We start from the raw sequence: 3997 nt of genomic DNA on the forward strand, positions 1-3997 counted from the left end.
CGACCGGCCGGTCGGCCCCGCGGCGCGGCGGGACGACCTCCGGGCGGGAGCGAGCGGGATGGACGTGCGGGAGACCGACGGGGTGACCGGCCTCGCCGGGGTCGCGGGCCTCACCTCGCGGGAGGCCGAGGCCCGGCGGCGCCGCGGGGAGGGCAACGTCGCCGTCAGCGCGTCGTCCCGCAGCTACGCCCGGATCCTGCGCACCAACGTCTTCTCCTCCTTCAACGTCATCCTGTTCGTCATCGGCGCGGCGCTGCTGGCGCTGGGCCGCTACAACGACGCCTTCACCAGCGTCGGGCTCGGGCTGGTCAACGCGGCGATCAGCGCCGTCCAGGAGATCCGGGCCAAGCGCAAGCTCGACCGGTTGCAGCTGCTGAGCCGCAGCCCGGTCACCGTGCTCCGCGACGGCCGGGAGACCTCGGTACCGCAGGAGGACGTCGTCCGCGGGGACGTGCTGTGCGTGCGTCCGGGCGACCAGGTCGTCGTCGACGGCCCGGTCCTCGACGGCGGCCGGGTCGAGGTGGACGAGTCGCTGCTCACCGGCGAGTCCGAGCCGCAGCTGCGGGGGCCCGGCGAGGACCTGCTGTCGGGCAGTTCCTGCGTCGGCGGCGGAGGACACCAGCTCGCCCGGGACGTCGGCGCGTCGAGCCACGCCAGCCGGCTGACCGCCGAGGCCCGCCAGGCGTCCACGGACACCACCCCGCTGCAGCGCCGCATCGAGTTCGTCGTCCGGCTGGTCATGGTCCTGGTGGCGCTGATGAGCGCCACGATCCTGCTGCAGGCCGCGCTCGAGGGCTTCTCGCTCGTGCGCGTGGTGCAGACCACGGCGGTGCTGTCGGGGCTGGTGCCCTACGGGCTGTTCTTCCTCGTGGCGGTGGCCTACACCGTCGGCGCGGCGAGGAGCTCGGGCAGGGGCGCCCTCGTGCAGCAGGTCAACGCGGTGGAGGCGGTGAGCAACGTCGACGTCCTCTGCACCGACAAGACCGGGACGCTGACCACCGGCCGCCTCTCGCTGGCGGAGGTCCGGCCGGTCGGCCCGCTCGGGGCCGCGGCCGTGGAGCACCTGGTCGGCTCCCTGGCCCGCAGCACCACCGCCGCCAACCTGACCTCCTCGGCACTGGCCGCGGCGCTCCCCGGGGCGCCGTGGGAGGTGCGGGAGGAGGTCCCGTTCTCGTCGTCGCTGCGGTGGAGCGCGCTGCGGACCGACGACGGGGTCGTCGTCCTGGGCGCGCCGGACGCCCTGGCCCCGGCCCTGTCCGGCGCACCCCTCACCGGGACCGTGACCGCGCTGACCGGGCAGGGGCTGCGGGTCCTGGTCGTCGCGCGCGCCGCCGATCCGGCTGCGCGGCTGCGCGGCGAGACCGGGCGGCCGCGGCTGCCGGCGCTGGACCCCCTCGCCGTGGTGGCGCTCGCCGACGAGCTGCGGCCGGACGTGCCCGGGACCCTCGCCGGGCTGACCGCCGGCGGCACCGCGGTGAAGGTGGTCTCCGGCGACGACCCCCGCACGGTGGCGGCGCTCGCCCGGCAGGCCGGGCTGGACGGCGGGGCCCCCGTGGCCGGCGCCGACCTCGACGCCCTCTCCGACCGGGAGTTCGACGACGTGGCGGCCCGGACGACGGTGTTCGGCCGGATCGCCCCGGAGCAGAAGGAGCGGCTGGTCGCCTCCCTGCGCCGGCAGGGCCGCTACGTGGCCATGGTCGGCGACGGCGTCAACGACGCCCGCGCGCTCAAGCGGGCCCACGTCGGCGTGGCGATGCGCAGCGGCAGCGCCGTCACCCGCGACGTCGCCGACATCGTGCTCACCGACGACTCGCTGAGCGCGCTGCTGCCGGCGCAGCAGGAGGGCCGGCGGATCATCGCCGGCATCGGCACCTCGATGCAGGTCTTCCTCGCCCGGGTCGGCACGCAGGGCCTGGTGATCCTCGCGGTGACCATGCTCGGCCTGGGGTTCCCCTACTCCCCCGCCAACGTCGGGCTGACCCTGCTGACCGTCGGCCTGCCGACGCTGTTCCTCACGATGTGGGCCCGCCCGGCCCCGCCGGACCCCCACCTGCTGACGTCGCTGTGGCGGTTCGTCGTCCCGGCCATGGTGGTCACCGCTGCCGGCGGCGTCGCGGTGTACGCCTACCACTACACGACGCTGCTCGAGGGGTTCAGCGGCTCCGACGTCCCCGCCTTCGTCGTCACCGCCTTCGAGCGCTGGTCCGGCGTCTCCTCCGGCGACGTCGGCTTCGCCGAGGCCGCGGCGACGATCGGCGCCCAGACGGCGCTGTCGACCTTCGTGTCCTACGCCGCCTTCCTGCTGGTCCTGTTCCTGAGGCCGCCGAACCGGCTCTTCGCCTCGTGGACCCGGCCCGACGGCGACCAGCGGCCGGCCGTGCTCGTGGCCGTGCTGGTCGCCGCGTTCACCGGCGGGCTGTTCGTCGAGCCGTTCACCGACTACTTCGGGCTCACCCACGCGGCCGACCCCGTCTTCCGGACGGTCCTGCCGGCGCTGGCGCTCTGGTTCGTCCTGCTGACGGCGGCCTACCGGTTCCGGCTGCTGGAGCGGGCGCTGGGGCTGCAGCAGCTCCCCGGGGCGGCGCACGGCTGAGCGACCGGCGGCCACCGCCCCGCCCGCTGGTCGTCAGTGCTCGGTGGCCGTGCGGATCTCCGTGGTGGCCCGCTCGATCTCCCGGCGCAGTTCCCGGCGGCGGCCGGCGGCCTCGTACCGCCGGCGTTCCTCGGCGGTCCGGGGCCGCCACGGCGGGACCTCCACGGGACGCCGGTCCGGCCCGATGGCGACCATCGTGAAGTAGCAGCTGTTGGTGTGCCGGACGACCTGGCTCACCAGGTCCTGCGTGGTCACGCGCACCCCGATCTCCATCGAGGTGCGCCCGGTGCGGTTCACGCTGGCCTGGAAGGTCACCAGCTCACCGACGTGGACCGGTTCCCGGAAGACGACCTGGTCGACCGAGAGCGTGACGGCGTAGGTCCGCGCCCAGCGGGTCGCGCAGGTGTAGGCCACCTGGTCGAGGTACTTCAGCAGCAGGCCGCCGTGCACGTTGCCCGCGAAGTTCGACATGTCGGGCGTCATCAGGATCGTCATCGACAGGCGGTGGCGGTCGTCGTCCCCGCTGCCGCGGTCCGGTGGTGGCTCGGTGTTCGTGGACATCCCCGGATCCTCCCCGGGCGAGGTGCAGCAGGGCTCCGCCATCGCCGTGGAGCCCTCCTGCGCCGGGCGGTCCCCCGCCACACTCCTGCCCCGGACCACCACTGCGGCGTCCGAGCGCCGGACCGTCCGGCGTCATCGCCGTCCACCGGACGACGGCCACGTCGGAGCCGGTCCAGGACCCTCCCGCGGATGGTCTCCCCCTGCCCACCGTGCGGGGCAGGGGGAGACGATCCGGGGACCCTCCACCGTGCCGTCGAGGTCGGGCCGGGCACGCTCCCCGTCGCGTCGGACCGGCCGCGACCGCAGCCGGAACGGCGGAACCGGCCACGGCACGGCGGCCGGTCGGCTGCGTCGCACCCCACCCGTCGGTGCCGGCTCAGACGATGCGCACCTGGATGTGCACGTCCTCGGGGGCGGTGTGGGTCATCGCGACGACCAGGTCGAGCGCCATCTCCTCGATGTCGTCGACGCTGTCGGCCTGGGTGGTACCCACACCGGGGACGTCGATCACCCAGTGGTCGCCCTCGCAGATCGCGGTCGCGGTGTAGCTGGCCACCCGTCCTCCAGGTCATCGGCAGGTCGTCGCGACCGCGGCGGACCACGCCACGGCGGCGCCGTCGCCCGCGCCCGGTCAGGGTCCCGTGCGCGGCGCGGGGGTCGCTCCGTGGCCGAGGCGCACGTTGATCTGCTTGGTCTGGGTGAAGCCGGCGATCATGCCCTCGAGGGAGACCTCCCGCCCGATGCCGCTCTGCTTGTAGCCGCCGTAGGACTGGCCGACGACCTGCCCGCCGCCCTGGTTGACCTGCACCCAGCCGGCCTCGAGCCGGTGGGCGGTGGTGATCG

At 74.9% G+C, this 3997-nt stretch carries 4 protein-coding genes; 1 reads left to right on the forward strand and 3 read right to left on the reverse strand.

What is annotated here, in order from left to right:
* Window positions 1–58 precede the first annotated feature (58 nt).
* Window positions 59–2593, forward strand: coding sequence for an HAD-IC family P-type ATPase (locus ACI79G_RS24850; protein ID WP_456883704.1), 2535 nt, complete (start codon window positions 59–61; stop codon window positions 2591–2593).
* 33 nt (window positions 2594–2626) lie between these two features.
* On the opposite strand, the gene ACI79G_RS24855 is transcribed toward ACI79G_RS24850, so the two are convergent.
* From ACI79G_RS24855 to ACI79G_RS24865, 3 genes are all read right to left on the reverse strand, one after another.
* On the reverse strand, window positions 2627–3154 hold the full coding sequence (locus tag ACI79G_RS24855; RefSeq protein WP_456883702.1) for an acyl-CoA thioesterase: 528 nt from the start codon (window positions 3152–3154) through the stop codon (window positions 2627–2629).
* Between the two features lie 376 nt (window positions 3155–3530).
* Window positions 3531–3710 (reverse strand): hypothetical protein, encoded by a 180-nt coding sequence (locus tag ACI79G_RS24860; protein WP_456883703.1) that lies wholly within the window; start codon window positions 3708–3710, stop codon window positions 3531–3533.
* 75 nt (window positions 3711–3785) lie between these two features.
* The coding region (locus tag ACI79G_RS24865) for an aldehyde dehydrogenase family protein (RefSeq protein ID WP_456883457.1) at window positions 3786–3997 on the reverse strand (212 nt) is incomplete at its 5' end.

It is taken from the genome of Geodermatophilus sp. SYSU D00779, assembly GCF_054050595.1.

Coding starts and splice junctions, on each gene's coding strand:
- ACI79G_RS24850 (WP_456883704.1), top strand. CDS start 59: ATGGACGTGCGGGAGACCGACGGGGTGACCGGCCTCGCCGGGGTCGCG.
- ACI79G_RS24855 (WP_456883702.1), bottom strand. CDS start 3,154: ATGTCCACGAACACCGAGCCACCACCGGACCGCGGCAGCGGGGACGAC.